This is a genomic window from Pseudomonas sp. DC3200b2 (genome assembly GCF_049895785.1).
Lineage (GTDB): Bacteria > Pseudomonadota > Gammaproteobacteria > Pseudomonadales > Pseudomonadaceae > Aquipseudomonas > Aquipseudomonas massiliensis.
This window is the reverse complement of record NZ_JAFCTA010000001.1, coordinates 170,636-197,453: the sequence shown is the minus strand read 5'-3', so window position 1 is coordinate 197,453 and position 26,818 is coordinate 170,636. Positions and strand designations below refer to the sequence as shown.

Genomic DNA, 26,818 nt, shown 5'->3' with positions numbered 1-26,818 from the left:
GAAAAGCGCAACGGCACTTGTAAACTCATGCGTCTGGGTGAGCCAGGTAGTCGCCCAGATGGCGGCCGCGCTCGGCGTTGATCTTGCGCAATTGGCCGTGGAGATGAATATCCCAGATACGCGGATCGTCGCGTAGCACATAGCCATGGAGGGTCAGGCTGTCGACGATGGCATCGAGCACCGACTCCGCCGCGCGGGCACCGTGAAAAGGCCCTTGGGCCTTGATCGCGGTCGGTTGCTCCCCGGCCATGCCAGCGGCGAAGAGCAGGGTCCAGTGGCCCACGCCGCCGGCCACTGGCCGGATCATGCATTCGATACGGGTTTCAAGCCCGAGGCATTGACGGGTAAGGCTGAGCGCATGGGCCATGCTGGCGATCCCTCCGCTGAGTATCCTCGTATGACCGCCGATCTCGCAAAAGATCCGGCACCCCCGTCGTCGAGCTGCCGAGCGGTCGCCTCACGCTTTCAGGATGTACCCTTGACCTCCGCCAGCGCCTCGACCTTGTGCTCCCGCTCGCCCTCGCGCAGGTCCTCTTCGGTCACCACTTCGGCGATCGCGCGCAGACGATCCACCACCAGGGCGTTCACGCTGCCCTCCGGAAAGTTGCCATCGGCGTCGGCCTCGCCGGCCTCTTCGCCGACCAGCAGACTCAGCGCTTCATCCGCCTGACTGACGGCGTAGACATGGAATTTCCCATCGCGCACCGCCTTGACCACTTTCTCATCGAGCATGAGCGTCGCGACATTGGCCTTGGGAATGATCGCGCCTTGCTCGCCGGTCAGCCCCCGGGCTTCGCAAAGGCGGAAAAAGCCTTCGATCTTCTCGTTCACGCCGCCCACCGCCTGCACTTCGCCGAACTGGTTGATCGACCCGGTAATGGCGTAACACTGCTTCAGTGGCTTGCGCGACAACGCCGAGATCAGGGTGCAAGCTTCGCCCAGGGAGGCGCTGTCTCCGTCCACATAGCCGTAGGACTGCTCCAGGGCGATACTGGCGGAGATGGCCAACGGAAACTCCTGAGCGTAGCGGCTGCCCAGATAGCCGGTAAGGATCATCACACCCTTGGAGTGGATCGGTTGGCCGAGGTTGACCTCCCGCTCGATATCCACGATGCCGCTGTTGCCTGGGTAGACGGTGGCGGAAATGCGCGCTGGCACCCCGAAGGCCGAGTCGCCCACCGCCAGCACGGTCAGGCCGTTGCATTTGCCTACCGCCGCGCCACTGGTGTCGATGAGCACGATACCGGCGAGCATATCGTCGAGGATGCGTGCCGAGACCCGTCCGGTCCGGGTAGCCTTGGCCTTGAGTGCGCGTTCGATATGCCCGGCATCGGTGACCGCTTCGCCTGCGACCTGGCGAATGAAATCTGCCTCGCTCACCAGTTGGAAGAGGTCGCCGATTTTCGCTGAAAGACGTCCCTGGTGCTCGGCCAGGCGGGCGCTGTAGGTGGCCAGCCGCGCCACGGCATCGGCGCTCAGCGGCGCCATGCCTTCCTCGGAGGTGCGGGTTTTCAGCAACTGGGCGAACTGCTCCAGGCTGTCGCCATCCATGGGAATGTCTTCGTCGAAGTCCACCAGCACCCGGAACATTTCCTGGAAGTCCGGATCGTGGTCCTGCAGGGCGTAGTACAGCTGGCGGGAGCCGATGATCACCAGCTTCACGTTCAGCGGAATCATCTGCGGAGTAAGGGTCACAGTGGCGATGCGGCCGTATTCGCCCAGCGGTGATTCCATCTTCAACCGGCGCGACTGCAGCGAGCGCTTGAGCGCATCCCAGACGAAGGGCTCGCCCAGCATTTTTTCTGCCTCCAGGATCAGGAAGCCGCCATTGGCCCGGTGCAATGCCCCCGCGCGCAGTTGCCGGTAGTTGGTATAGAGCGCGCCCTGGTCGGTGCTGTACTCGATGCGGCCGAACAGGTTGTCGTAGGTCGGGTGCGGTTCGAACACCACAGGCGCCCCGCCGTTGGCATGATGGCCGATCACCAGGTTGGGCGCATACTGCTCCTCGAGCATCTTGCGCGCCACGGCGTCGGGCTTGGGGTCGTCGACCAGCTGTTCCACCACGGTGCGCAGCAGGTGCACCTGCATGGCCTGCAAGTAGGCGCATACCCCGGCATATTCCGAATAGCGTTCCGATAGCGGCCCCAGCAAGGGTTGCAGGGCGATGGTGATGGTTTCTTCGTTGAGCTGGCGCAGCTGGTTGCTGGACTCACGTTTCCACTGAGGCAGGCTGGCCAGTTCTTCGTTGAGGCGCTCTTCCAGGCTGGCGATGTCGTCATGGAAACGCGCCCGCGCCTCTTCGGGCAGTTGGGCGAACTCCGCCTCGTCCAGCGCCTTGCCGTCGAGCATGGGCGTGAAGGCGATGTTGCTACTGTCGCGGTAAAGGGCAACGTCCTTCTCCAGCGCGACCCGCTCGATCACATCCAGGGCTTTGTCGTAGCGATGATTGAACGCGCGGTCGATGGCGCTCTTCTTCTGCTGGTAGGCTGGGTGCTCGAACACAGCCGGGAAGGTTGCCAGCAAGTTGTCGATCAGGCCGCCGATGTCGCTGATGAACTCGCCCGCGGTTCCGGGCGGCATTTCCAGCGCGCGGGGATTGCGCGGGTCCTCGAAGTTGTTTACGTACACCCAGTCCGATGGGGCTTGCAGGCGCTTGGCCTCGGTTTTCAGATAACGCTTGGCGAAGGAAAAACGCCCTGTTCCCGGTTCGCCCATCACGAACACGTTATAACCGGGCCGGGGCATCGCCACACCGAACTGCAGGGCCTCGACAGCGCGTTCCTGGCCCAGTACGCCACGGAACGGCTCCAGGTCTTCGGTGCTGGCGAAGCTGAACTGCTCGGCGGAAAACGGACGCGCCAGCGCTTCGGGGGGCAGGCGCAGGCGAACGGCGGCGGAATCAGGCATCAGGCATCCTTAGATATACAGACCATGGGGCATTCTGGCGCCGCCTGGGCGCCCCCCGCAAGGGTGCGGCGGCCATAGCGGGCAACGCGCATGACATATGACACTTTTTTATTCAAAACACCGCCAAGTACCAACGGAACCGCGAACCCTGCCTAAACTCCAACGTGCGCACCCAGCCCAACGGCGGTGTGCGCCCGGTGCTCCGCGGGGTACCGGGCCATTTCGATCGACACGCGAGAACAATGCTATGAAACGGATTCTGCTTGGCTCCCTGTTTACCGTCGCCTCCCTGCAGGCCTTCGCCCAGGCCCCGGGTGGCCCGGATTGCGGCTGGGGCAACATGCTCTTCGAAGGCCAGCGCGGCACCCCCGCCCACTTCCTGGCATCCACCACCAACGGCACCTCCGGCAACGCCACCTTCGGCATGACCTCCGGGACCAACGGCTGCAACACCAGTGGCGCGCTGACCTATGGCGGCAAGTCCTGGCTGGCCATGAACGGCATGATGAACGAACTTTCCGAAGACATGGCCCAGGGCCAGGGCGAAGCCTTGACCACCTATGCCGTGGTGCTGGGCGTCCAGCCTGAAGATCGCGCCTACTTCTCCAGCGTGACCCACCAGCACTTCAACGACATCTTCAAGACCGCCGACGTGACCGCTGAAGATGTACACGCCAATACCCTGCAAATCCTGAAGAACGATCCGCGACTGGCCAAGTACGTCACCCAGGCGTAAGGTCGCTGCGTCTCCCGCCCCTCCTGCTGTGGGGCGGGCTCTGCCACCTTGCTGGATGCAATGGATGCTCACCCGCTTTCTCTGGTTGGCCCTGCTTGCCTGTGCTTCCCTGAACGCCGCGCCCTCGCCCACTTCCGCCACCCTGCAGCGCCTGGCCCAGGATCCGCGCTGGATCGCGTTGGGTCATTATGAATACAAAGCGTTGCGCGGCTGGCACAGCTACGTGGACGACAGCCGTTTTTTCCTGGCCGCCGACGGTCGCTACAATCCTGAGCGAGAACTGGCCGCTACCCTGCAAGCGCTCTACGCGCCAGCCAGCCTGGGCGACCGTCACGCCCAATGCGTATTTCCAGCGCGCACCCGCTGGCTACGGGACACCCTGGCACTGACGGACCTCCCAAGCGTGCGATGCCCTGAATTCCAACGCTGGTACGGCGATATCGCTCCGCATTCCGCCGTGCTGGTGTTCCCGGCAGCCTACCTGAACAGCCCTTCCTCGATGTTCGGCCATACATTGCTGCGCATCGACCAGGCCGATACCCGCGCGGACCAGACGGCGCTGCTCAGCTATGCCATCAATTTCGGTGCTTATGTAGAGGGCAGCGACAACAGCATGCTCTACGCCTGGAAAGGCCTGGCCGGAGGCTACCCCGGCCTGTTTTCTCTCGTGCCCTACCAGCAGAAACTGGCCGAGTACCGCAGCCTCGAGAACCGAGACCTGTGGGAGTACCAGTTGAACCTCAGTCCCGAGGAAACAGGTCGCCTGGTGGAGCATGTCTGGGAACTGCAACAGATTCGCTTCGACTACTACTTCTTCGATGAGAACTGCTCCTACCGCTTGCTGGAACTGTTGCAGGTGGCACGGCCCAGCCTGCGCCTGACCGAGCAGTTTCCGTTGGCCGCCATTCCCACGGACACGGTCAAGGCTGTGAAAGCGGCCGGCCTGGTCAGCCAAACCGACTATCGCCCGTCGCGTGAGCGCGAGCTGCAAGCGAGGGCGGAACCGTTGAGCAGCCATGAACGGCAGCTGGCCCAGCGGATCGCCAAGGGAGCCAGCGCCGCAGCCCCGGACCTGCAAGCGCTGCCCCAGGCAAGACAGGCGCTGGCACTGGACACCGCGTACCGGCTGCAGCGCTACGAAGCCACCGGAGAACCGCGCGATGCCGAACGCAGCCAGCGCAGCTTCGCCCTGCTGCAGGCGATCAACCGCAATCCGCCGCCACCTTTGCAGGTACAGCGCCCTGGCTTGCCCGAGGAAGGTCATCCATCGCGTACCTGGGAACTTGGCCTGGGCACTCGCGACGACCGAGCCTTCGCCGAGTACGGCTTACGCATGGCCTACCACGACCTGAACGACAACGCCTACGGCTTTCCCCTGGGCGCGCAGATCGAGCTCGGCGGCCTCAAGCTGCGCCAGTACGAAGGGGGCGAGTGGCAACTGCAACAACTGAACCTGGCCACCATCCGCTCGCTGTCACCGCGCAGCACCCTGCTCAAGCCCTGGTCCTGGCAGGTCACGGGAGGCCTGGAGCGAGTGCCCGGCCGGCACGGGGACAGCGTGCTGGTAACCCACCTTAACGGCGGCGTGGGTGGCAGCTGGAACCTGGCGCCTGGCCTGCTCGGCTTCACCCTGGCTACCGCGCGGGTGGAGCACAACAATGAATTCGCTGCCTTCGCCGTGCCTGCCGCCGGCATGGATACTGGGCTGCTCTGGCGCAACCGCCTGGGCAACCTGCGGCTGGAGGCCAGCGGTGACTATTTCAGCAATGGAGAGGTCCGGCGCCAGCTGAGCCTGAACCAGCAGTGGGAAGTCACCCCTACCCTGGGTCTTCGCCTCAGCGCCCAGCGTGCCTTCAGCCATGTCAGCAGCCCGGTGAACGAGGTGATGCTCGAGGTCAAGTGGTATCACTACTGACTCACAACCCACCGACCCAGAAATGACATCGCGCTGACAAAAACCGACCTAGACTCATGGTATGCGGCGCCCATGCGCCGGACCTGAGGTAACGAACATGAACAGGCAGTGGTGTATGGTCTTGGGCGCCTTGATCCTGGTGGGCTGTCAGTCCACCCACGAACAATTGCTGCAGCAGGGCTACCCGCCCGGATTCGCCGACGGGTACCAGGACGGTTGCGGTAGCGGACGTCAGGCCGCGGGCTCGATCACCGGCACCTTCACCAAGAACGTCCCCCGCTACCTTTCCGACAAGCTCTACAGCAGTGGCTGGGATGACGGCTTCCGTCAGTGCCAGGCCGAGCTGCTGAGTCAGGAACGCCAGGACCTTCACGACAAGGTACTCAACGACCGTGATCGAGACTGGCAGCGCGATGTGGACAACGGCAAGGCACGAGCCTATCGCAGCCACTGAAAGGCGCGAGCGCAGCCCCGGAGGAAACTCACGGCGGGCAACGATTGCCTAACGGTAAGCCGACCAGGAGGGATGAACATGAGCCGTGCCTTCGTAAACGAAGACCAAGCCGCCGCCCAGGCCAGCCAGCCCGTGGAACGGCAGGTCAGCACCTTGCCCAACTACGTGACCGAATCGGGAATGGCGCAGCTGCGCGCGCGCGCCGAGGAATTGCGCGCGTTGCACCTGGAACAGAGCGCCATGGGCGAGCGTGCCGATCGTCAGGCGGTGGCCGATCTGGAACGTGACCTGCGCTACTACAACCAGCGCCTGCAAAGCGCGAAGGTAGTACCACCGGTGCGGGACGTACAGAAAGTGCAGATCGGCAGCTGGGTCAGCTATGCGGATGAACAAGGCGTCCATCGCCAGGTATGCCTGGTGGGGGAAGATCAGGCCGATGTGGGGGTCGGCCTGATCAACTGGGCCTCACCCCTTGGCCGCGCCCTCATGGGCGCGCGCGTAGGTGACGAAGTGACCTGGCTGCGGCCTGCCGGGGATCAGGTGCTGGAGATCCTGGCCATTTCCGCCACGCCCGACTGACTCGATCCGGCCTGCCGCTAGCGCCAGCTGGTGAATAGCGCTCGATCAGAGAAGCCTTTCGCTAGCTGACGCTAGCTTCCACCGTGATCACCTGGCCGCCCAACAAATGGGTTCAGCTCACGCGGGACCGAGCGCTTATCGTCTTACGCCAGCTTGCGGTACTTCACCCGATGAGGCTGAGCGGCCGCATCGCCCAGGCGCTTCTTGCGGTCGGCTTCGTACTCGGTGTAGTTCCCCTCGAAGAAGGTTACCTGGGAGTCGTCTTCATACGCCAGGATATGGGTGGCCACGCGATCCAGGAACCAACGGTCGTGGGAAATCACGATGGCCGCGCCAGGGAAGTCCAGCAGGGCTTCTTCCAGCGAGCGAAGGGTTTCCACGTCCAGGTCGTTGGACGGTTCGTCGAGGAGCAATACGTTGCCGCCTTCCTTGAGGGTCAGGGCCAGGTGCAGACGGCCGCGCTCACCACCGGAAAGGTCCTTGACGAACTTCTGCTGATCCCCGCCCTTGAAGTTGAAACGCCCCACATAGGTACGCGACGGCACTTCATAGTTGCCGATGCGGATCATGTCCGAGCCATCGGAAATCTGCTGGAACACCGTCTTGCTGCCGTCCAGGTCATCGCGACTCTGGTCGACGCAGGCCAGCTGCACGGTTTCGCCCAGCTCGATGCTGCCCGAATCCGGCTGCTCCTTGCCCATGATCATGCGGAACAGCGTGGACTTGCCCGCGCCGTTGCCGCCGATGACGCCAACGATGGCGCCCTTGGGCATGCTGAAGGACAGGTTGTCGATCAGCACCCGATCGCCGTAGCTCTTGGTCACGTTATGGAAGTCGATCACCTTGTCGCCCAGGCGGGGGCCAACCGGGATGTAGATCTCGTTGGTTTCGCTGCGCTTCTGGAATTCCTGGGACTGAAGCTCCTCGAAGCGCTGCAGGCGGGCCTTGGATTTGGCCTGGCGAGCCTTGGCCCCCTTGCGCACCCATTCCAGTTCCTCCTTGAGCGCCTTCTCATGGGCGGACTGTTGCTTGGACTCCTGGGCCAGCCGCTCGGACTTGGCTTCCAGCCAGCCGGAATAGTTGCCCTCGTAGGGGATACCATGGCCACGGTCCAGCTCGAGAATCCAGCCGGCGACGTTGTCGAGGAAGTAACGGTCGTGGGTAATGGCCACCACCGTGCCCGGGAAATCATGAAGGAAGCGCTCGAGCCAGGCGACCGAGTCGGCGTCCAGGTGGTTGGTCGGTTCGTCCAGCAGCAGCATGTCCGGGGCGGACAGCAGCAGGCGGCACAAGGCAACGCGGCGCTTTTCACCACCGGAGAGGTGTTCGATGCGGGCATCCCATGGCGGCAGACGCAACGCATCGGCGGCTACTTCCAGCTGGCGCTCCAGGTTATGGCCATCGGCGGCCTGCAGGATGGCTTCGAGCTTGGCCTGCTCGGCGGCCAGCTTGTCGAAGTCGGCGTCCGGCTCGGCATAGGCCGCATAGACTTCATCCAGGCGCGCCTGGGCATCCTTGATGACCGACACGGCTTCCTCGACCACTTCACGCACGTTCTTGGCCGGGTCGAGTTCTGGCTCCTGGGGCAGGTAGCCTACGTTGAGCTCCGGCATGGGCCGGGCTTCGCCGTCGAACTCCTTGTCCACCCCGGCCATGATGCGCAGCAAGGTCGACTTGCCCGAGCCGTTCAGACCCAGCACGCCGATCTTGGCGCCCGGGAAGAAGGACAGCGAGATGTTCTTTAGGATCTCCCGCTTCGGTGGAACGACCTTGCTCAACCGATGCATGGTGTAGACGTATTGGGCCATGGGGTAAACCTGACTGATAACGAGGGAGCGCGCACATAGGGATGACAGCGCGCTTTGAAGCCCTCAAAACTACCGGAATGCGTGATAGAGGGCAAACTTCGACCGCGCGGGGCTGGCACTTTGCCAGAGGCCACGGCATGCTAGCCTGTCAAGGCAGCTTGCGCCTGTTATCATTGGGTTCATGTGCTCCCAAAGGTTCGGGACACAGGCCGGCGCGGGCGCCATACCGCAGGACTCCAGCTTGAGCAATCTCGATCCGTCGTCGCCCCTGCGCCAGCGTACTCCCGTGGCCAGCGGCCCCTTCTCCAGCTCACTCAAAAGCGCCTTGGCGGTGCTGGTGCTGCTGCTGTTCGGCCTGCTTGCATGGCAGGTGCTCAGTGAGTATCAGCGCAGCCAGGACGAGCTGCGCGCCAATGCCATCGAGCACAGCGCCAACCTGGCCGAACGCCTCGAACTCAACATGGCGCTGTTCGCCGAGACCAGCCTGAACCGCCTGCTCGAGGGCACCCTGGCCCAGGGCAGCGACCTCTCTGGCGCGATTGTGCTGGGTAGCGTGCGGCTGGACGGCCAAGGCCGCCCCTTGCCAGGGGAGAAGGTTCAAGCGTGGCCAGAGCAGGCCCTGAGCACGCTTTCGCAAGCCATCGCCGACGCGCGCTATCGGTTCAGTAGCAGCCCCGACGGCCGCGAGGCCTGGCTGATTGTGCGCGAGCCGCACGCCCCAGGGTATCGCGTGCTGCGTTTCACGCCCTCGCTGTTCGACGCGCTCACGGTCAGGCTGGGCAACCCGCCTGACTGGCTGCTTGGCGACAGCGCCGGACATGTCTTGCACCAAAGCGCTGACGCTTCTCCCGCCAGCGCTGGCGGGTCGTTGCCGCGTCCGCGCTCGCCCGCCGAGCAGGAAATGAGCGTGGCTGATCACTCTCTGTCGGGCAGCGACTGGCATTTGCATGGCCTGTTCGATGCCCGCCAGGCGCGGCTTCCCCTGCTGCCCGGTCTGATCGGCAAGCTGCTCCTGGGGCTGGCCTGCACCGTCCTGCCTTTGCTGGTACTGCGCAATCTGCGGCGACGCCAGCGGGACGTCCAGGGGCAGCGGCGACGCTACCAAGATATTTTCGAAGGTGCGGGCGTGGGCCTTTGCGTATTCGATCTGCGGGAACTGCACCAGCTCGTGCTCAAGGCCGGGATTCGTCATCGCGACGATATCCAACCATGGCTCGACCGAAATCCGGCTCAGCATACCGTGCTTCGCCAGGCCATGTGCCTGACCGAGGCGAACAAGGTGGCGCTGGACCTGCTTCAACTGAACGACGCCGCCGCCGTCTGGGAACGGCTGATCGGCCAGGATCTGCTGGAGCCTCACCGTGTGCCCTTCGGCCTGCTGCTGGCTCTGCTCGAGCCTGGCACGGTGGAGCTGGAATTTCCCGCGCCGGGTTTCGACGGCGAGATTCGCCAGGTATGGGCACAGATTCGGGTTCCCGAAGACGGCAGCGTGGACGAGGTGATCCTGAGCCTCAACGACGTTACCCAGCGCAAGCAGGCGCAGCTGTCACTGGTGGAGCGTGAGCGCTTCTGGTCCGACGTGGTGCGCGCCGTGCCCGACCATCTTTATGTCGCCGACGTGCTGCAGCGCACCATGCTGTACAGCAACCATCATCTGGGCAGCACCCTGGGCTATACCCTGGCCGAGGTAGAAGCCATGGGCGACCACTTCTGGGAAACCCTGATGCATCCGGTGGATGCGCAACGGTACCACGCGCTGCGCCAGTACCAGCGCGATACTGCCTATCGAGGGCAACTACATTGCCAATTGAGGTTCCGGCACCGTGACGATAGCTGGCGCCAGTTCGACATCCGGGAGCAGACGCTTACCGAAGACAGTGACGGCCGGGTTACCCGGATCATCGGGGTGGCCAAGGATGTGACCGAGCAAGTCGAAGCCAGCCAATCCCTGCGTGATAGCGAACAGCGTTATCGCATGCTTGCCGAGAGCATCAGCGACGTGATTTTCTCGACAGACAGCCGGCTGAAGCTCAACTACGTGAGCCCGTCCGTGGAGTCGATGCTTGGCTACGACGTGCAGGCGGTATTCGACAACGGCTGGCAATCGACCCTCGCCACGCCTGGCCAGGTCGCCGGCGTGGAGGCCTTGCTCGCGCGGGTCCAGGCGGCTCTTGGCCAGCCCGGACTGTTGGCGCAACTGCGCAGCGAAGTGAAAAGCCAGACCTTCATGGTCGATTGCATTCGCGCTGACGGCCGCCGTGTTCCTATCGAACTGCGCCTGGTATTGATCTGGGACGAGCACGACAACTTCGAAGGCCTGTTGGGCGTAGGCCGGGATGTCAGCCAGCAACGCCGTGCCGAGAAAGACTTGCGCATGGCCGCCACCGTATTCCAGCACTCGACCTCGGCCATCCTGATCACGGACCCGGCCGGCTACATCGTTCAGGTGAACGAGGCCTTCAGCCGAGTCACCGGCTACCAGGCCTCGCAAGTGCTGGATCAGCTGCCGACCCTGCTGACCGTGACCGAGCAGCAGGAAGCCCACCTGCAGTACGTGGTCAAGCAGCTCAACCTCAACGGTAGCTGGGAGGGTGAGATTCGGCTCAAGCGTCGCAACGGCGAACACTACCCGGCATGGGTGGGCGTCACCGCCGTGCTCGACGAAGAGGGCGACCTGGCCAGCTACGTGTGCTTCTTCAGCGACATCAGCGAGCGCAAGGCCAGCGAGCAGCGCATCCACCGCCTGGCCTACTATGACGCGCTCACCCATCTGCCCAACCGCACGCTGTTCCAGGACCGGCTGTTCACGGCATTGCAGCAGGCCGAGCGGCAGAAGGCATGGGTAGTGCTGATGTTCCTCGACCTGGACCGCTTCAAGCCGATCAACGACTCCCTGGGGCACGCGGCGGGCGATCGCATGCTCAAGGACATGGCCATGCGCTTGCTGGCCTGCGTGGACGAAGACGACACCGTCGCGCGCATGGGCGGCGACGAGTTCACCCTGCTGCTGCAACCCAAGGCCAGCCGCGAGGCCGCCCTCACCCGAGCGATTCATGTGGCCGAACAGATCCTCGGAAACCTGCATGCGCCCTTCGTATTGGAAAACCGCGAGTTCTTCGTTACCGCCAGCATCGGCATCGCGCTTAGTCCGCAGGATGGCAGCGAACTCAGCCAGTTGATGAAGAACGCCGACACGGCCATGTATCACGCCAAGGAGCGTGGCAAGAACAATTTCCAGTTCTACCAGGCCGACATGAATGCCAGCGCGCTGGAGCGCCTGGAGCTGGAAAGCGACCTGCGTCATGCCCTGGAGCAACAGGAATTCATACTCTATTACCAGCCTCAGCTCAGCGGCGACGGCAAGCGCCTGACAGGCGCCGAGGCCCTGCTGCGCTGGCGCCACCCCCGCCGCGGACTGGTACCTCCCGGGGATTTCATCCCGGTGCTGGAGGAACTGGGCCTGGTGGTAGACGTAGGCGACTGGGTATTGGCCGAGGCGTGTCGCCAGCTCAAAGCCTGGCACCAGGCGCGGGTGCGCGTGCCCAAGGTCTCGGTGAACCTCTCGGCGCGGCAATTCTCCGACGGTCAATTGGGCAAGCGGATCGCCTATATCCTCGAGGACACCGGCGTTCCTCCTGCCTGCCTGGAGCTGGAGCTGACGGAAAGCATCCTGATGCGGGACGTGAACGAAGCCATGCAGACCCTCGACAGCCTCAAGAAGCTGGGGCTGAGCATCGCGGTGGACGACTTCGGTACCGGCTATTCCTCGCTCAACTACCTCAAGCAGTTTCCTATCGACGTGCTCAAGATCGACCGCACCTTCGTCGATGGCCTGCCGGAAGGCGAACAGGACGCCCAGATCGCCCGGGCGATCATCGCCATGGCCCACAGCCTCAACCTTTCGGTGATCGCCGAAGGCGTGGAAACCCACGACCAGCTCGACTTCCTGCGCGAACATGGCTGCGACGAGGTGCAGGGCTACCTGTTCGGCCGTCCGATGCAGGCCAACCGCTTCGAAGCGCAATTCAGCAACGATGCGCTCTTCATGTTCGATTGAGTGGCAAGCCTCAAGCGCCGCCTTGGCTTGCGGCGCTTGAGCCTCGGTCACCGCCGTGATGACCGGCGCTCATATGCCAGGTTCAACGGTATGCGGTAGAATGCGCGCTTTCTCTCTGCCGATCCTCGAGGACCGCCAATGTTCAGCCGTGATTTGACCCTTGCCAAGTTCGACGCCGATCTCTTCGCCGCCATGGAGCAGGAAGCCCGGCGTCAGGAAGAGCACATCGAGCTGATCGCCTCGGAGAACTACACCAGCCCGGCGGTCATGGAAGCTCAGGGGTCGGTACTGACCAACAAGTACGCGGAAGGCTACCCAGGCAAGCGCTACTACGGCGGTTGCGAATACGTGGACGTGGTCGAGCAACTGGCCATCGACCGGGCCAAGGAACTGTTCGGCGCCGACTACGCCAACGTGCAGCCACATGCCGGCTCCCAGGCCAACGCCGCCGTCTACCTGGCCCTGCTGCAGGCTGGCGACACCATTCTGGGGATGAGCCTGGCCCACGGCGGCCACCTGACCCATGGCGCTTCGGTGTCCTCCTCCGGCAAGCTCTACAACGCCGTTCAGTACGGCATCGATGCCAATGGCCTGATCGACTACGACGAAGTCGAGCGCCTGGCCGTCGAGCACAAGCCCAAGATGATCGTGGCAGGGTTCTCCGCCTACTCCCAGGTACTGGACTTCGCTCGCTTCCGCGCTATCGCGGACAAGGTCGGCGCCTATCTGTTCGTGGACATGGCCCACGTGGCCGGCCTGGTTGCCGCGGGTGTCTACCCGAACCCCGTTCCGTTCGCCGACGTGGTCACCACCACTACCCACAAGACCCTGCGCGGCCCGCGCGGTGGCCTGATCCTGGCACGCAGCAACCCGGACATCGAGAAGAAGCTGAACTCGGCCGTCTTCCCGGGTGCCCAGGGCGGCCCGCTGGAGCACGTGATCGCGGCCAAGGCCGTGTGCTTCAAGGAAGCGCTGCAGCCCGAGTTCAAGGTTTACCAGCAGCAGGTGGTGAAGAACGCCCAGGCCATGGCCCAGGTGTTCATCGAGCGCGGCTTCGACGTCGTTTCCGGCGGCACCCAGAACCACCTGTTCCTGCTATCCCTGATCAAGCAGGAAATCTCTGGCAAGGACGCGGACGCCGCCCTGGGTCGCGCCTACATCACCGTCAACAAGAACTCGGTACCGAACGATCCACGCTCGCCCTTCGTAACCTCTGGCCTGCGCTTCGGCACCCCAGCCGTCACCACCCGCGGCTTCAAGGAAGCCGAATGCCGCGAACTGGCGGGCTGGATCTGCGACATCCTGGCCGACCTGAACAACGAAGCGGTGATCGATGCCGTTCGCGAGAAGGTCAAGGCTGTCTGCGCCAAGCTGCCGGTGTACAAATAATCTGATCTGGCCGTAGGGGTCGGCGCAGCTGAAGAACGGGTGGGAGGCAGCGCTAGCTGCCGAACGCTTCCAAGAGAAAGATTCGCCACTGCGCTGACGCCTCCGGCTGCCGCTACCCTCCACCGTTAAAGCGCGGCGAAGCCTTCGCGGATGGCCTGTTCAGGCAGGTCATCGGCAATGAACACCATTACGCTCTCTCGGGATTCACCAGGTTCCCACGGCGTATCCCAATCGAAGCCATACAGTTTCAGTACCCCTTGGAACACCAGGCGGCGCGGTTCGTCGGCGATATTCAGCACACCCTTGTAACGCAGCAGTTGGCGGCCATGGTTCTCCAATAGCTCGTTCATGAAAGTGCTCAGGCGATCCAGGTCCAAGGGCTGGTCGGTGCGTAGCACCAGACTGCGAATGCGATCGCTGCCTTGGCCGATGACCTGCGGCCGCGCCTGTACCCTTGCACCCAAGTCCGCATTGAGGTTGAAACCTCGGATATCCAGCAACTCGGCGAGATCGACTTGGCCGTGATCCACCACCCGGATCGGTGCGCGGTTGTTGATACGACCCAGCCGCTCACTCAAGGCCTCGAAGGCTTGCGGTGAGACCAGGTCGGTCTTGCTCACCAGCAGACGGTCGGCGAAGCCTACCTGGGCCTGGGCGATGGTCTGCCTGAGATGTTCGCCCGCGTTGACGGCGTCTACCAGCGTGACAATGCCGTCGAGCACATAGCGATCACGCAATTCCTCTTCGATGAAGAAGGTCTGGGCCACCGGCGCCGGGTCGGCCAGGCCGGTGCATTCGATCACCAGGCGGTCGAAGGCGATCTCGCCAGCATCCAGACGTTCCAGGAGCAGGAACAGGCCCTTGGTCAGGTCTGTGTGGATGCTGCAGCACACACAGCCATTGGCCAGGGTCAGGACCTGTACTGGTTCGTTGCCCAGCAGTTGGGTATCGATATTGGCGTCGCTGAATTCATTTTCGATCACCGCGAGTTTCAGGCCATGCTGGGCCTGGAGCATGTAGCGCAGCAGGGTGGTCTTGCCGGCCCCGAGAAAGCCGGTCAGTACGGTAACGGGAATGGGGTTAGCCAAACGGGCCTCCAGAAAGCGCAAGGGCCAGCTTGGCTGGCCCCGCGAGGTCAATAGGGTTCAACAGCAACGAGGCGAGCCCTTGCCACCGCCATAACGTGCTTCTTGTCGTTCGCGGAAGAAGGTTTCGTAGTCCATGACCGGCTGCTCGGGGTGAGTCTTGCGCATGTGCTCGACGTAATTGTCGTAGTCCGGCATGCCTACCATGAGGCGGGCAGCCTGGCCCAGGTACTTACCCAACCGGCTCAAGTCGTTGAACATGGGTCCTCCTTCAGGCCTCGGGCAGCGCCTGGAACGGTGCTTCCTTGTCGGTTCGCTCACGCTTGCCCAGGGCAGCCAGGCCAATTTTCACCGCGAACACCAGCACCGCCAGTACCACGAAGAGGAAAAGCACCGTCAGGGTGGCATTGGTGTAGGCGTTGAAGATCACGCTCTGCATTTGCTCGATGCTCTTGGCCGGCGCCAGTACCTGCCCGGCCGTCAGGGCGTCGCTGTACTTCCTGGCAAGGGCGAGGAAGCCCACCGCCGGGTTGGGGTCGAACAGCTTGATCAGGCCCGCGGTCGTGGTGCAGACGAGCAGCCAGGCGGCCGGCAACAGGGTGACCCAGATGTAGCGCTGGCGCTTCATCTTGATCAGCACCACGGTGCCAAGGATCAACGCGATGCCCGCGAGCATCTGGTTGGAAATGCCAAACAGTGGCCACAGGGTATTGATGCCCCCGAGTGGGTCCACCACGCCCTGATACAGCAGGTAGCCCCAGAGGGCGACGCAGCCACCGGTACCGATCATGTTAGCCACCCAGGACTCGGTGCGCTTGAGCGCTGGCACGAAGCTGCCCAGCAGGTCTTGCAGCATGAAACGCCCGGCACGGGTGCCGGCATCCACCGCGGTAAGGATGAACAGCGCCTCGAACAGGATCGCGAAGTGGTACCAGAACGCCATGGTGTTCTCGCCTGGCAACACGGAGTGGAGAATCTGCGCGATACCCACCGCCAGGGTAGGGGCACCACCGGCGCGGGCCAGAATGGTGTTTTCGCCGATATCGCGGGCTACCGCCTGCAAGGCCTCGGGCGTGATCGCGAAGCCCCAGCCGCTGATGGTAGCGGCGACGGCATTCACATCCGCGCCGACCACCGCGGCCGGGCTGTTCATGGCGAAGTACACGCCTGGTTCGATCACCGAGGCCGCGACCATGGCCATGATCGCTACGAAGGACTCCATCAGCATGGCGCCGTAGCCGATATAGCGGGCATTGACCTCGTTATCCAGCAGCTTGGGCGTGGTGCCCGAGGAGATCAGCGAGTGGAAGCCTGACACCGCGCCACAGGCGATGGTGATGAACAGGAATGGGAACAGCGTACCCTTCCAGACCGGGCCGGTACCGTTCACGAACTGGGTGAGCGCCGGCATTTTCAGCTCGGGCATGGTAATCAGGATACCGATGGCCAGGGCGATGATGGTGCCGATCTTCAGGAAAGTGGAAAGGTAGTCCCGAGGCGCCAGGATCAGCCACACCGGCATTACCGCCGCGACGAAGCCGTAGCCGATGAGCATCCAGGTGATCTGTACGCCGCTGAAGGTGAAGGCCTTGGCCCATGCCGGGTCTGCCGCCACCTGGCCGCCGGCCCAGATGGACGCCAGCAGCAGCACCACGCCGATCAGGGAGATTTCACCGATGCGCCCAGGGCGAATGAAGCGCATGTACAGGCCCATGAACACGGCGATGGGGATGGTCGCCATCACGGTGAACATGCCCCATGGGCTTTCAGCCAATGCCTTGACCACGATCAGCGCCAGCACGGCGAGGATGATGATCATGATCAGGAAGCAGCCGAACAGGGCGATGGTGCCGGGGATGCGGCCCATTTCCTCGCGAACCATGTCACCGAGGGAGCGACCGTTGCGCCGGGTGGACAGGAACAGCACCATGAAGTCCTGTACCGCGCCGGCCAGCACCACCCCCGCGATCAGCCAGAGCGTGCCGGGCAGGTAGCCCATCTGCGCGGCCAGTACCGGGCCGACCAGCGGCCCGGCGCCAGCGATGGCGGCGAAGTGGTGCCCGAAGAGAATATGCTTGTTGGTGGGCACGAAATCGAGCCCGTCATTGTTGAGCACCGCGGGTGTCGCTCGACGCGGGTCGAGCTGCATCACCTTCTCGGCGATGAACAGGCTGTAGTAACGATAGGCGATCAGATAGATGGCGACGGCCGCGACCACTATCCATAAGGCGTTGATGCTTTCACCGCGCCGCAGCGCGACCACCCCCAGGGCCCAGGCCCCGATTATCGCCAGTGCGAGCCACGGTAAGTGGCGAGCCAGGCTATTATTGTTTTTCATGTTCGATCTTCCAGCAGATGGGAACGGAGTAAACCCGGCTCAAGTCTAGCCAGACTCGGCCCTGAGCACATCCCCCACCAAGGTCGATGGCAGAAGGCCTGTTCGGGTTATGCGCTTCCGTTCGCGGTTTGGCAAGCTCGGCCCAGGAAACGATTACACAAGCGTTGCCGGGCACAACGGGGCACGGCAGCATAGGCGCAACCCGCGCACAGGGGCTTTATCGAGGAAGTAGCCATGACCCAGGACACCACCGAAGCACAGGGCAATACGCAGGACCGTCGTCGCTTCAAGCGCATCGATTTCGACGCGCGTACCACGCTCACTCAGGGCGATAGTCGCTGGGAGGTCGCCTTGCTTGACCTTTCCCTCAAGGGCCTGCTGGTGGCCAAGCCCGACGGTTGGAACGGCCTGGCCAACGAGCCCTTCAAGGTCCATGTGCAGCTAGGCCCGGACGCCCTGGTGAACATGGACGCCGAACTCAAGCACGATAACGACGGCCAGCTGGGCTTCCAGTGCACCCATATCGACCTGGACTCCATCAGCCACCTGCGTCGCCTGGTGGAGCTGAACCTGGGTGATGAAGGTGAGTTGGAGCGGGAGCTGAGCGCCCTGATTCACTAAGGGAAGCGAGGCAGCCCCCATGCCTGCGGCTGAAATTCCAGCAAGCTGCCGAGCCGGCCGTCGGCGTGGGTGTACTTTTCCGGGTCCATGGCTGAATCGGGCACCGCCAGGGCGTACATGCCGGCGGCCTTGGCGGCCGTCACGCCAAAGGGCGAGTCTTCAAAGACCAGGCAATCGGCGGGCGCCACCCCAAGACGGCGCGCGGCGACCAGGAAGATGTCCGGCGCCGGCTTGGCGGCCCCTACTTCGGGGTCATCCGCGGTCACTATGGTGTCGAACAATGAAAACCACTCTTCGTGGCGCTGGGTCTTGAGCTTGAAATAGGTACTGGAAGAACTGGTGCCCACGGCGATCGGGATGTCATGGGACTTGAGGTGGCGTACCAACGCCTCGGCTCCGACCATGCCCAGGGCATCGGGGAAGCGAGCCGTCATCAGGGGCGCGCGGATTTCCAGAAACTCATCCACGCTGATGGGCAGCTCCAGGGCCTCCACCACATAGGCCGCCAGGTCCCGGGCGCCGCGGCCGATGATGTGTTGCTTATGACGCCAGTCGAAGGTCTTGCCGTAGCGCTGGGCGATGGCCTGGGTCACTTCGGTATAGATGCCCTCGGTATCGAGCAGCAAGCCGTCCATGTCGAATATCACGGCTTTGATCGTCGGAGCGCTCAGCATGGGAATACCTGTACGGGTTAAAACCCGGTGATACGCCAGCTGGCTGAGCCGGTCAAGGCCTGGCACTCACTCGAAGAGCGCGTCCAGGGCTTGCTCCAGACGCGTCACCGCTACCACTTCCAACCCAGCCGGTGCCTCCTTGGGCGCATTGCCCTTGGGCACGATGGCCCGCTTGAAGCCGTGCTTGGCGGCCTCCTTCAATCGTTCCTGGCCGCTGGGCACGGGACGTACTTCGCCGGAAAGCCCTACCTCGCCGAACACCAGCAAACCATGAGGCAAGGGGCGATTACGCAGGCTGGACATGACCGCGGCCATCAGGGCCAGGTCCGAAGCGGTCTCGAGTACTTTCACACCGCCTACCACGTTCAAGAACACATCCTGGTCGTGGGTAGGAATGCCGCCATGACGGTGCAGCACGGCCAGCAGCATGGCCAGGCGGTTCTGGTCCAGGCCCAGCGTCACTCGCCGCGGGTTGGCCAGGTGACTGTCGTCCACCAGCGCCTGCACCTCCACCAGCATCGGCCGAGTGCCTTCCCAGGTAGCCATGACTACGCTGCCCGCGATTTCTTCCTGGGCGCGGCTGAGGAAGATGGCCGACGGGTTGGACACTTCCTTCAGGCCACGGTCGGTCATGCCGAAGACGCCTAGCTCATTGACCGCGCCGAAACGGTTCTTGACCGCGCGCAACAGTCGCAGACGACCGTCGGATTCGCCCTCGAAATAGAGCACGGTATCGACCATGTGCTCCAGCACACGCGGGCCGGCCAGGGAGCCTTCCTTGGTCACGTGGCCGACCAGGAACACCGCGGTGCCGCTCTGCTTGGCGAAGCGCACCAGCAGGGCCGTGCTTTCCCGTACCTGGGCCACGCCGCCCGGCGCCGACTGCAACTGTTCGGTGAAGATGGTCTGAATGGAGTCGATCACCATTACCTTGGGTTTTTCCTGGCGTGCCGTGGCAATGATGCTCTCGATGGAGGTTTCGGTCATCACCTTGAGCTTGTCCTGGGGCAAGCCCAGGCGGCGCGCGCGCATCGCCACCTGCTGCTGGGATTCCTCCCCCGTGACATAAAGGGCGGGCATGCGCTCGGCCAGGTTGCAAAGCGTCTGCAGCAGGATGGTGGATTTGCCGATTCCCGGATCGCCACCGATCAGCACCACGGAGCCGTCCACCAGCCCCCCACCCAGGACCCGGTCCAACTCGGTGGACACGGTAGAGAAGCGCGGGATTTCCTCTACGCTGACTTCAGCCAGGGTCTTGAGGGTCGCCTGCTCACCCGCCCAGCCCGTGCGGCCACCGCCAGTAGAGGCCGGGGCACTTTCCACCAGGGTTTCGACCAGGGTGTTCCAGGCGCCGCATTCAGCGCACTGGCCGGCCCATTTGGGAAAGGTAGCGCCACACTCGGTGCAGCCGTACATGCGCTTGGCCTTGGCCATGGGCGAGCTCCGTAGCAAGTAAAGCGGCCATGATACCTGCTCGAAGCGCCACAGGCGGTCACACAGACAAAACTAATCGACTTCGCATGGGTCTTGTAGAACAGTAGGCGGAGCGGTAACCCTGCGATTTTCCTGAAGTTTAGGTAAAAAAGCTCCGCAGCCTTCCCACTTGAAAGAAAGGATCCGTCAATGAGCCTGCTTAAAGAGTTCAAGGCCTTCGCAGTCAAAGGCAACGTGGTCGATATGGCCGTTGGTATCATCATCGGCGCCGCCTTCGGCAAGATCGTGTCGTCTTTCGTCGGCGATGTGATCATGCCTCCACTGGGCCTGCTCATCGGCGGTGTGGACTTCACCAACCTGGCGCTGGTACTCAAGCCGGCCCAGGGCGACACCCCCGCGGTGGTGCTGGCCTACGGCAAGTTCATCCAGACCGTGGTCGACTTTCTGATCGTGGCCTTCGCCATCTTCATGGGCGTGAAAGTGATCAACCGCCTCAAGCACGAGGAAGCGAAGAAGCCTTCCGAGCCACCAGCGCCGAGCAAGGAAGAAGTGCTGCTTGGGGAAATCCGCGATCTGCTCAAGGAGCAGAATGGCAAGCCACCCGTCGCTGCCCCGGTGACACCGCCGTCGGCGCAATGATGGCCATGGCGGTTTACCAGTAGGTTTCCACGGCCACCGCGCCGGGCCGGCGGCTCAGGCTCAGGTTCATGTCCCGCGCCTTGAGCAGGGCGCGGGTCTCGTCGACCATCTCAGGGTTGCCGCAGATCATCACCCTCGAATGTTCCGGCGTCAGCTGGGCACCGGCCGCGCGCTCCAGCTCGCCGTTGCGAATCAGGTCGGTGATGCGGCCCTGCAGCGCGCCGGGCCAAGGCTCGCGGCTGACCGCGGGAATGAAGCGCAACTTGCCGGCGTGCTCGGCCAGATAATCGCGCTGCTCCAGGCCAGCGATCAGCTCGCCATAGGCCAGGTCCTGGCCATGACGGGCGCTGTACACCAGAAAGATCCGCTGGAATCGCTCCCAGGCCTCGAACCCTTGTAGGATGGACAAGAAGGGTGCCAGGCCTGTACCGGTCGCCAACAGCCAAAGATCTTGCCCATCGGCGAAGCGGTCCAGCGTCAGGTAGCCGAAGGCCTGCTTCTCGACCAGCAATTCATCGCCCACGGTCAAGCGCGACAGCTCGCTGGTGAACTCGCCGCCTGGCACCACCACGGAGAAGAATTCCAGATGCTCGTCATAGGGCGACGAAACCATTGAATAGGCACGCCAGGCCACGCTGCCATCGGCCTTGGTCACGCCCAGGCGCGCGAACTGCCCTGCCTGGAAGCGAAAGCCCTGGTCGCGGGTGGTACGCAGGGTAAAGAGGTTCGGGGTTAGGGTATGCACCTCCAGCAAGCGCTGGCGGGTGAATTTCTCGTCGCTCATGGAGCCTCCAGGTCACAGGCCGCCTAGTGTGGCGCAAACGGGCGCGGACAAACACCGACGCGCCGTGTGGAAAGCCCGTAGAATTGGCTTTTTTTGCCTGTCCGAGCCTGCCATGCCCCGTTTCGACAACGCCTTCGCCCAACTCGACCTGGTTCGCCAGCCGGAAATGGCCAATGAGCCGTTGTATGCCTTCGACGCGGCGGACGACTACCTGCTGGCGGACCTGGCACAGCGCAACCTCCCCGCCTCCGCCCGCGTGTTGGTGCTCAACGATGGGTTCGGCGCATTGGCCATCAGCCTGCAGGGCAGGTTCGAGCTGGTGACCAGTGGCGACTCGCACCTGGGCGCGCTGGCCTTGCGCAAGAACCTGACAGGCAATGGCCTGGCACACGACGCCCTGGCGCTGAGCCCTGCCAGCGAGCCCTTCCAAGGGACGTTCGATCACGTACTGATCCGCGTGCCAAAAACCCTGGCGCTGCTGGAAGAGCAGCTGATTCGCCTGCAGATTCACCTGGAAGCAGGGGCCAGCGTGGTGGCTGGCGCCATGATCAAGCACTTGCCGCGCGCCGCGGGTGATTTGCTGGCCAAGTACATCGGCCCTGTGCAAGCCTCCCTTGGGGTGAAGAAGGCGCGGCTGCTAACCGCCACCTTCGAGCCCCGGCCACAGGCCCGGTCGCCCTACCCTACCCGCTACCGGCTCGATCATCCGCCCATCGAACTGGTCAACCATGCCAACGTGTTCTGCCGCGAGGGCTTGGACATCGGCACCCGGGCCTTCCTACCCCATTTGCCCACCAGCCTGGGCCGGGCACGGGTGGCGGACCTGGGCTGCGGGAACGGGGTGCTGGGAATCCTCAGTGCCCTGGACAACCCTGACGCTGATTACACCCTGGTCGATGAATCCTATATGGCCGTGCAATCGGCCCGGGAAAACTGGAAAGCTGCGCTGGGCGAGCGCCCAGTAGACATTCGCCCTGGCGACGGCCTGGCCGGGCAGCCGCCGGCCTCGCTGGAGGTGGTGCTTTGCAATCCACCGTTCCACCAACAGCAGGTGGTCGGTGACTTCCTCGCCTGGCGCATGTTCCAGCAGGCGCGGGAAGCCTTGGTCGCAGGCGGGTCGCTCTACATCGTGGGCAATCGCCACCTGGGCTACCACACCAAGCTGGGCAGGCTGTTCAGGGGCGTGGACCAGGTGGCGGCCACGCCCAAGTTCGTGGTGTTGCGGGCGCGGAAATGACCGACTCGGCCCGCCGCTTGGCAGCGGCATAGCCCAGACTACGGAAAGGTCAACGACGGGCCCTGGCCCTTCAATGACTCCGCATGCCCGCCGCCGCCATCAGCAGGCGCAGCAGCCCGGCTACCAGGCCCAGGCTGACCACGCTGGCGACCCAGATCAGCGCCAGCCAGCCAAGGCGCTGCCACAGGGGCTTCTTGGTTTCCAACGGCTCAGCCATGACGGCGGCCTCCTTAGTGATAGCCATCTTCAGTGGTGACCTTGCCGCGGAACACGTAGTAGCTCCAGAAGGTGTAACCGAGGATGAATGGCAGGATGAAGAGCGTGCCCACCAGCACGAACCCCTGGCTCTGGGGCGGCGAGGCGGCGTCCCAGATGCTTACGGCTGGAGGAATGATGTGGGGCCACAGACTGATGCCCAGGCCACTGTAGCCCAGGAAGATCAGCAAAAGGGTCAGCAGGAACGGCGTGTAGTGAGCCTTGCGGGCTACTGCCCGGAGCAACCCAAGGGTCGCGACCACCACCAGGATAGGCACCGGCAGGAACCAGAACAGGTTCGGCAAGGTGAACCAGCGAGCCGCGATGTCGCTGTGGGCCAGGGGCGTCCAGATGCTGACCACGGCGACGAAGCCCAGCAGCACGAAGGTCAGGGGCTTGCCCAGCTGATGCATGCGCTCTTGCAGCGCCCCTTCGGTCTTCATGATCAGCCAGGCGCAGCCGAGCATGGCGTAGGCGGCGATCAGACCCAGGCCGCAAAAGAGCGAGAAGGGCGTTAGCCAGTCGAAGGGGCCACCGGCGTAGGCGCGCCCGGCTACCTTGATGCCATCGATATAGGCCCCCAAGGCAACGCCCTGGGAGAAGGTAGCCAACAACGAGCCGCCGATGAAGGCCTTGTCCCAGATATGGCGCTTGTCTACCTTGGCCTTGAAGCGGAACTCGAAGGCCACTCCGCGGAAGATCAGTCCGATCAGCATCAGGATCAGGGGGATGTAGAGCGCGGACAGCACCACCGAGTAAGCCAGGGGGAAGGCCGCGAACAGCCCTGCCCCGCCCAGCACCAGCCAGGTTTCGTTGCCGTCCCAGACTGGCGCCACCGTGTTCATCATCACGTCGCGGTCATGCTCCTTGGGCGTGAAGGGGAAAAGAATCCCGATGCCCAGGTCGAAGCCATCCATCACCACGTACATCATGACGCCGAAGATGATGATCACAGCCCAGATAAGCGATAGATCGATGCCCATGGGTCAGGTCCTCTCGTTCGACATGGCGTGATGGTCTTCAGGGGTTTCTTCATGGGCGGCGGACAGTGGCCGCGCAGGCGTACGCTTCTGACCCGGACCGCCATGGCTGTGCGGATCGGCGATGGCTGGCCCGCGGCGCACCAGGCGCATCATGTAACCGAAGCCCACGCCGAACACCGCGAAGTAGACGAGCACGAACAAGGCCAGAGTAAAGCCCATCTGGCCTACGTCATGGTTGGACGACGCATCGGCCGTGCGCATCAGGCCATAAACCACCCAGGGCTGACGACCGACCTCGGTGGTGAACCACCCGGCCAGTATCGCGATCAACCCCGAAGGCCCCATATAGAGCGCGGCACGATGGAACCAGCGGTTGTCATAGAGCGTTCCGCGCCAGCGCAGCCACAGGCTCCACAGGCCAATCGCGATCATCAGCATGCCCAGGCCGGCCATGATGCGGAACGACCAGAAGACGATGGTAGAGTTGGGCCGGTCCTCCTTGGGGAAGCTTTTGAGCGCCGGAATCTGCTTGTCCAGACTGTGGGTCAGGATCAGGCTACCCAGGTAGGGCACTTCCACCGCGAAGCGGGTTGTTTCCGCGTCCATGTCGGGCAAGCCGAACAGAATCAGGGGCGTGGGTTCGTCGTTGGTGTTCTCCCAGTGCCCTTCGATGGCCGCGATCTTGGCTGGCTGATGTTCAAGCGTATTGAGGCCATGCATGTCACCCAGCATGGCCTGCACCGGCGCGACTATCAGAGCCATCCACATGGCCATGGAGAACATCTTGCGCACCGCAGGATTGTTACGCCCACGCAACAGGTGCCAGGCTGCCGAGGCGCCAACGAAGAATGCCGTGGCTACGAAGGCGGCGGTGGCCATGTGCGCCAGGCGATAGGGGAACGAGGGATTGAAGATGACGGCGAACCAGTCTACCGGTACCACCCGGCCATCGACGATCTGATAGCCCTGCGGGGTGTGCATCCAGCTGTTGGACGCCAGGATCCAGAAGGTAGAAATCAGCGTGCCGATGGCCACCATGACCGTGGCGAAGAAGTGGAGCCCACGGCCGACCCGGTTCCAGCCGAAGAGCATGACGCCCAGGAAGCCTGCTTCGAGGAAGAAGGCGGTCAGGACTTCGTAGGTGAGCAACGGGCCGGTAATGGCCCCGGCGAAATCAGAGAAACGGCTCCAGTTGGTGCCGAACTCATAGGCCATGACCAGGCCGGAAACCACTCCCATGCCGAAGTTCACGGCGAAGATCTTCGACCAGAAGTGGTAAAGGTCGCGATAGACGCTGTCGTGAGTCTTCAGCCAGAGCCCTTCGAGCACAGCCAGGTAACTCGCCAGGCCAATGGTGATGGCCGGGAACAGGATGTGAAAGGACACGGTGAAGGCGAACTGGATACGGGCGAGGTCTAGCGCCTCTGAACCGAACATAGTGTTTCCTCTGGCAGGCGGCACGGTATGCGGCATTGATCCAAGTCAATGACTGCGCATAGCGTAGCCCCGTTCACTTGAGTCTACCCTGTGGTTCAGTGCCGCGTGACCTATTGCCTCACCCCGCAAAAACGGCAGGTTTTATGCAAATGCAGCAACTTTTTGTTACAGAGAAATGATAGGCTCCTATCCTCTCCATTCGTGAGGCAGATGCCTTTCATGGCTAGCGAAGCACCTCGGCTGTTGCGTCACCATCGTCCCTTCCTGGCGTTCTGGCTGGCTCGGGTGTGCACCGCCAGCGGTTTCCAGATGCTGACTGTCGCCATTGGCTGGCACCTGTATCAACTCACCGGTAGCGTGCTGGATCTGGGCTTGGTCGGGCTGGTGGAGTTCGCGCCACGGGTGCTGTTCATGCTCCATACTGGGCATGTTGCCGACCGCTATGATCGGCGCAAGGTCGCCGCCATCTGCCAGACCCTGCAGGCGCTGGTCGCCCTGGCGCTGGTCATTGCCAGCGGTACGGATAATGTCAGCCGCGAAATGATCTTCGTCCTGGCCTTCTGCCTGGGCGGCGCGCGAGCGTTCGAAATGCCCACTACCCAGGCGTTGCTGCCCAATATCGTTCCGGCAGCGCTGTTCCCTCGCGCCGTGGCAGCCTCGGCATCGGCCATGCAGACCGCCACCATCGTGGCGCCGGCCCTGGGAGGCTTTCTTTATGCCTTCGGCAGCATCTGGGTATATGGCCCCACCGTTGTGCTTTACGTTCTGGCCCTGAGCCTGATGCTTGGCCTGCCCAAGCGCGAAATTCCATTGCCCACTGGGCGCGCGACCCTGCAGTCGCTGATGGCTGGCATCCACTTCATTCGCAGTCGGCCCGACATCCTTGGCGCCATCTCCCTGGACCTGTTCGCCGTGCTGCTGGGCGGCGCTACGGCGTTGCTGCCGGTGTTCGCGCGAGACATCCTGCTCACCGGCCCCTGGGGCTTAGGCTTGCTACGCTCCGCCCCCGCGGTGGGCGCGCTCTTGATGTCGTTCTGGCTGGCTCGCTTCCCGATCGAACGCAAGGTGGGCCGCACCATGTTCGCCGGGGTGGGAGTGTTTGGCGTGGCGACCATTGCCTTCGGCCTGTCGACCTCGTTCTGGTTTTCCCTGCTTACCCTCGCGGTGCTCGGCGCGGCAGACATGATCAGCATGGTGATCCGTGGCGCCTTCGTTCAACTGGAAACTCCAGACGAGATGCGCGGGCGTGTCAGCGCGGTCAATGGGCTGTTCATCGGCGCCTCCAATCAGCTTGGGGAATTCGAATCCGGCCTGACGGCTCACTGGTTCGGTACCGTACCCGCCGTGGTACTCGGCGGGGTCGGCACCTTGGTGGTGACCGGCGCCTGGATGAAGCTGTTCCCCAGCCTGGCCAAGCGTGACCATATGCAAACCCCAGGGTAGGAGGTAGCGAAGCTGCCGAATTCGGGTCGATGCAAAGTGAGGC

22 protein-coding genes are annotated in these 26,818 nt (G+C 63.3%); 10 read left to right on the top strand and 12 right to left on the bottom strand.

The window, feature by feature from the left end:
• Window positions 1-25: 25 nt before the first annotated feature.
• Window positions 26-367: a hypothetical protein gene (locus tag ACP691_RS01015; RefSeq protein ID WP_426152593.1), complete on the bottom strand. Its 342-nt coding sequence runs from the start codon at window positions 365-367 to the stop codon at window positions 26-28.
• Window positions 368-465: 98 nt separating this feature from the next.
• A complete protein-coding gene (locus tag ACP691_RS01010; RefSeq protein ID WP_426152591.1) occupies window positions 466-2,907 on the bottom strand; it encodes an AAA family ATPase in 2,442 nt (813 codons plus the stop codon).
• Between the two features lie 247 nt (window positions 2,908-3,154).
• Between ACP691_RS01010 and ACP691_RS01005 the strand changes: the two genes are divergently transcribed.
• The 4 genes from ACP691_RS01005 to ACP691_RS00990 all read left to right on the top strand — a co-directional run bounded on the left by ACP691_RS01005 (window position 3,155) and on the right by ACP691_RS00990 (window position 6,591).
• Window positions 3,155-3,643: a DUF3015 domain-containing protein gene (locus ACP691_RS01005; RefSeq protein ID WP_426152589.1), complete on the top strand. Its 489-nt coding sequence runs from the start codon at window positions 3,155-3,157 to the stop codon at window positions 3,641-3,643.
• Window positions 3,644-3,707: 64 nt separating this feature from the next.
• Window positions 3,708-5,558, top strand: coding sequence for a DUF4105 domain-containing protein (locus ACP691_RS01000; RefSeq protein ID WP_426152587.1), 1,851 nt, complete (start codon window positions 3,708-3,710; stop codon window positions 5,556-5,558).
• A gap of 97 nt (window positions 5,559-5,655) precedes the next feature.
• Window positions 5,656-6,012, top strand: coding sequence for a lipoprotein (locus ACP691_RS00995; protein ID WP_040261653.1), 357 nt, complete (start codon window positions 5,656-5,658; stop codon window positions 6,010-6,012).
• Window positions 6,013-6,090: 78 nt separating this feature from the next.
• Window positions 6,091-6,591 (top strand): GreA/GreB family elongation factor, encoded by a 501-nt coding sequence (locus ACP691_RS00990; protein WP_426152585.1) that lies wholly within the window; start codon window positions 6,091-6,093, stop codon window positions 6,589-6,591.
• 143 nt (window positions 6,592-6,734) lie between these two features.
• On the opposite strand, the gene ettA is transcribed toward ACP691_RS00990, so the two are convergent.
• Window positions 6,735-8,399: an energy-dependent translational throttle protein EttA gene (ettA, locus tag ACP691_RS00985; protein ID WP_426152583.1), complete on the bottom strand. Its 1,665-nt coding sequence runs from the start codon at window positions 8,397-8,399 to the stop codon at window positions 6,735-6,737.
• Between the two features lie 241 nt (window positions 8,400-8,640).
• On the opposite strand from ettA, the gene ACP691_RS00980 reads away from it, so the two are divergent.
• Both ACP691_RS00980 and glyA read left to right on the top strand, forming a co-directional pair.
• Complete coding sequence (locus tag ACP691_RS00980) at window positions 8,641-12,456, top strand: EAL domain-containing protein (protein WP_426152581.1); 3,816 nt, start codon at window positions 8,641-8,643, stop codon at window positions 12,454-12,456.
• 138 nt (window positions 12,457-12,594) lie between these two features.
• Window positions 12,595-13,845, top strand: coding sequence for a serine hydroxymethyltransferase (gene glyA, locus ACP691_RS00975; RefSeq protein WP_040261649.1), 1,251 nt, complete (start codon window positions 12,595-12,597; stop codon window positions 13,843-13,845).
• A 125-nt stretch (window positions 13,846-13,970) separates the two neighbouring features.
• Here the strand turns inward: glyA and yjiA are convergent, their stop codons facing one another.
• Genes yjiA through ACP691_RS00960 form a run of 3 tightly spaced genes read right to left on the bottom strand, consistent with a single transcriptional unit; the run spans window position 13,971 to window position 17,268 of the window.
• Window positions 13,971-14,933 carry a GTPase gene (gene yjiA / locus ACP691_RS00970; protein ID WP_426152578.1) on the bottom strand — a complete coding sequence of 321 codons (963 nt, stop codon included), beginning with the start codon at window positions 14,931-14,933 and terminating at the stop codon, window positions 13,971-13,973.
• A 57-nt stretch (window positions 14,934-14,990) separates the two neighbouring features.
• Window positions 14,991-15,191 carry a YbdD/YjiX family protein gene (locus tag ACP691_RS00965; protein WP_040261647.1) on the bottom strand — a complete coding sequence of 67 codons (201 nt, stop codon included), beginning with the start codon at window positions 15,189-15,191 and terminating at the stop codon, window positions 14,991-14,993.
• Window positions 15,192-15,201: 10 nt separating this feature from the next.
• Window positions 15,202-17,268 (bottom strand): carbon starvation CstA family protein, encoded by a 2,067-nt coding sequence (locus tag ACP691_RS00960; protein WP_426152576.1) that lies wholly within the window; start codon window positions 17,266-17,268, stop codon window positions 15,202-15,204.
• A gap of 234 nt (window positions 17,269-17,502) precedes the next feature.
• Between ACP691_RS00960 and ACP691_RS00955 the strand changes: the two genes are divergently transcribed.
• Window positions 17,503-17,889 (top strand): PilZ domain-containing protein, encoded by a 387-nt coding sequence (locus tag ACP691_RS00955; protein WP_426152574.1) that lies wholly within the window; start codon window positions 17,503-17,505, stop codon window positions 17,887-17,889.
• Here ACP691_RS00955 and ACP691_RS00950 read toward each other — a convergent pair.
• Window positions 17,886-18,563 (bottom strand): HAD-IA family hydrolase, encoded by a 678-nt coding sequence (locus ACP691_RS00950; RefSeq protein ID WP_426152572.1) that lies wholly within the window; start codon window positions 18,561-18,563, stop codon window positions 17,886-17,888. The two genes, ACP691_RS00955 and ACP691_RS00950, sit on opposite strands and share 4 nt — an antisense overlap.
• 66 nt (window positions 18,564-18,629) lie before the next feature.
• Entirely contained in the window at window positions 18,630-19,997 is a 1,368-nt protein-coding gene (gene radA / locus ACP691_RS00945; protein WP_040261643.1) for a DNA repair protein RadA, read from the bottom strand.
• A 189-nt stretch (window positions 19,998-20,186) separates the two neighbouring features.
• On the opposite strand from radA, the gene mscL reads away from it, so the two are divergent.
• The gene (gene mscL, locus ACP691_RS00940) at window positions 20,187-20,636 is read left to right on the top strand and encodes a large-conductance mechanosensitive channel protein MscL (protein WP_426152570.1); all 450 of its coding nucleotides are present in this window, start codon (window positions 20,187-20,189) and stop codon (window positions 20,634-20,636) included.
• Window positions 20,637-20,649: 13 nt separating this feature from the next.
• Here mscL and ACP691_RS00935 read toward each other — a convergent pair whose 3' ends face one another.
• Complete coding sequence (locus tag ACP691_RS00935) at window positions 20,650-21,420, bottom strand: ferredoxin--NADP reductase (RefSeq protein ID WP_426152568.1); 771 nt, start codon at window positions 21,418-21,420, stop codon at window positions 20,650-20,652.
• Window positions 21,421-21,532: 112 nt separating this feature from the next.
• On the opposite strand from ACP691_RS00935, the gene ACP691_RS00930 reads away from it, so the two are divergent.
• Window positions 21,533-22,657, top strand: a complete 1,125-nt coding sequence (locus ACP691_RS00930) for a methyltransferase (RefSeq protein ID WP_426152566.1) — start codon at window positions 21,533-21,535, stop codon at window positions 22,655-22,657.
• Window positions 22,658-22,727: 70 nt separating this feature from the next.
• Here the strand turns inward: ACP691_RS00930 and ACP691_RS00925 are convergent, their stop codons facing one another.
• From ACP691_RS00925 to ACP691_RS00915, 3 genes are read right to left on the bottom strand one after another with little or no spacing between them, the layout of a single operon-like run.
• A complete protein-coding gene (locus ACP691_RS00925; RefSeq protein WP_040261637.1) occupies window positions 22,728-22,874 on the bottom strand; it encodes a DUF2474 domain-containing protein in 147 nt (48 codons plus the stop codon).
• Window positions 22,875-22,887: 13 nt separating this feature from the next.
• Window positions 22,888-23,895 (bottom strand): cytochrome d ubiquinol oxidase subunit II, encoded by a 1,008-nt coding sequence (gene cydB / locus ACP691_RS00920; RefSeq protein WP_040261636.1) that lies wholly within the window; start codon window positions 23,893-23,895, stop codon window positions 22,888-22,890.
• Window positions 23,896-23,898: 3 nt separating this feature from the next.
• Window positions 23,899-25,332 carry a cytochrome ubiquinol oxidase subunit I gene (locus ACP691_RS00915; RefSeq protein ID WP_426152563.1) on the bottom strand — a complete coding sequence of 478 codons (1,434 nt, stop codon included), beginning with the start codon at window positions 25,330-25,332 and terminating at the stop codon, window positions 23,899-23,901.
• Window positions 25,333-25,551: 219 nt separating this feature from the next.
• On the opposite strand from ACP691_RS00915, the gene ACP691_RS00910 reads away from it, so the two are divergent.
• Window positions 25,552-26,775 (top strand): MFS transporter, encoded by a 1,224-nt coding sequence (locus tag ACP691_RS00910; RefSeq protein ID WP_426152561.1) that lies wholly within the window; start codon window positions 25,552-25,554, stop codon window positions 26,773-26,775.
• The last annotated feature ends 43 nt before the right edge of the window (window positions 26,776-26,818 follow it).